Below are 2,308 nucleotides of genomic sequence, written 5' to 3' on the forward strand. Positions count from 1 at the left end.
CCGCCGCTGATAATCTAGCTATCGACGCCGCCAACGTCGATAGCAGCGGCACCTTGGCCGCTGGTCTGAATAGCGATGGCAGCCTCAACACGTTTGACGCGAATGGTGCCGCACTGCGTGTCACCACCAGTGGTGATTTGAGTGCTACCGGCACTAACTTGGCTGCAGGTACGCTTACCCTGGACGGTGAGGCTGTCGATCTGAGTGAGAGCCAGACCAGTGCCTTTGATACGCGTATCATCGCCCGTGGTGATATCGACACCTGGCAAGCCAATGTTGTGACTCAGGAAAACTTAACCCTACAGGCTGAAGGCGCGATTGATAACACTGAAGGGACCCTGTCCAGTCAAGTGGGCGACCTAAGTGTTCAAGCACTTAGCCTGAGTAACGAGCAGGGTATGCTGTTAGCGGGGAGCGACTTGTCGGTTGCCCTTAGCGAATCCCTCAGCAACACCGATGGCACCGTCTATGCCGATGGTAACGCCATTCTCGATACTGGTGCGCTGACGAACACCGGTACTATCGCGGCGGCCGATAACCTGACTATTGATGCTGCCAGCGTTACTAGCAGCGGCACCCTAGCGGCAGGTCTGAATAGCGATGGAAGTCTCGACACGTTTGATGCTAATGGTGCTGCACTGCGTGTCACCACCAGCGGTGACCTGAGTGCTAACGGCAACAACCTAGCGGCGGGCTCTCTGACTTTGGGTGGTGATAATGTCGATCTGAGTGAGAGCCAGACCAGCGCTTTTAATGCTCATATCATTGCAAGAAACGCGCTAGGTACTGGCAATGCCACTGTTGTTACTCAGGAAAACTTATCACTCCATGTCGCTGGCGTGCTTAACAATGCCGAAGGTACCTTGTCTAGCCAGCAAGGTGACTTGAGTGTTCAAGCGTTCAGCCTGAACAATGACCAGGGTGAGTTATTGGCCGGTAATGACCTTGAGGCCATCAGCAAAACCCTCAGCAACACCGACGGCACCGTCTATGCCGGTGGTAACGCCACTCTCGATACTGGTGCGCTGACTAACACCGGCACCATCGCGGCGGCCGATAACCTGACCATTGATGCTGGCAGCGTTACCAGTAGTGGCACTCTGGCGGCGGGCCTGAATAGCGATGGCAGTCTCAACACGTTTGACGAAAATGGCGCTGAACTAAGAGTTACCGCTACTGGTGAGCTAACGGCCAACGGCACTAACCTAGCGTCGGGTAACTTGACGCTTGACGGTGAGAATGTCGATCTGAGTGAGAGCCAGATCAGCGCTCACAGCGCTGACATTGCCGCCCAGGGCAAACTCGGCACTTGGCAGGCCAACATAGTTACCCAGGAAGATTTGTCGCTACAAGCTAACGGCGCGCTGGATAACACCGCAGGTACCTTGTCCAGCCAAGGGGGTGACCTAAGTATTCAGGCACTTAGTCTGATAAACGAGCAGGGTACGCTGTTAGCGGGGAATGACGTGTCGGTTACCCTTAGCGAAGCCCTCAGCAACACAGACGGCACCGTTTACGCCGGTGGTAACGCCATTCTCGATACTGGTGCGCTGACTAACACCGGTACTATCGCGGCGGCCGATAACTTGACTATCGATGCTGTCAGCGTTGCGAGCAGCGGCACTCTGGCGGCGGGCCTGAATAGCGATGGCAGTCTCAACACGCTTGACGCGGATGGTGCTGCACTGCGTGTCACCACCAGCGGTGACCTGAGTGCTAACGGCAACAACCTAGCGGCGGGCTCTCTGACTTTGGGTGGTGATAATGTCGATCTGAGTGAGAGCCAGACCAGCGCTTTTAATGCTCATATCATTGCAAGAAACGCGCTAGGTACTGGCAATGCCACTGTTGTTACTCAGGAAAACTTATCACTCCATGTCGCTGGCGTGCTTAACAATGCCGAAGGTACCTTGTCTAGCCAGCAAGGTGACTTGAGTGTTCAAGCGTTCAGCCTGAACAATGACCAGGGTGAGTTATTGGCCGGTAATGACCTTGAGGCCATCAGCAAAACCCTCAGCAACACCGACGGCACCGTCTATGCCGGTGGTAACGCCACTCTCGATACTGGTGCGCTGACTAACACCGGCACCATTGCGGCGGCTGATAACCTGACTATTGATTCCGCCAGCGTTACCAGTAGCGGCACTCTGGCGGCGGGCCTGAATAGCGATGGCAGCCTCAACACGCTTGACGCGAATGGTGCCGCACTGCGTGTTACCACCAGTGGTGATTTGAGTGCTACCGGCACTAACTTGGCTGCAGGTACGCTTACTCTGGACGGTGAGACTGTCGATCTGAGTGAGAGCCA

1 protein-coding gene is annotated in these 2,308 nt (G+C 55.4%); it reads left to right on the forward strand.

Annotated features, from left to right (window positions below):
- Nucleotides 1-2,308: beta strand repeat-containing protein (locus HZS79_RS16680; RefSeq protein WP_179928416.1), on the forward strand; the 2,308-nt coding region annotated here is incomplete at both ends.

The organism is Vreelandella zhaodongensis, assembly GCF_013415115.1.
GTDB lineage: Bacteria > Pseudomonadota > Gammaproteobacteria > Pseudomonadales > Halomonadaceae > Vreelandella > Vreelandella zhaodongensis.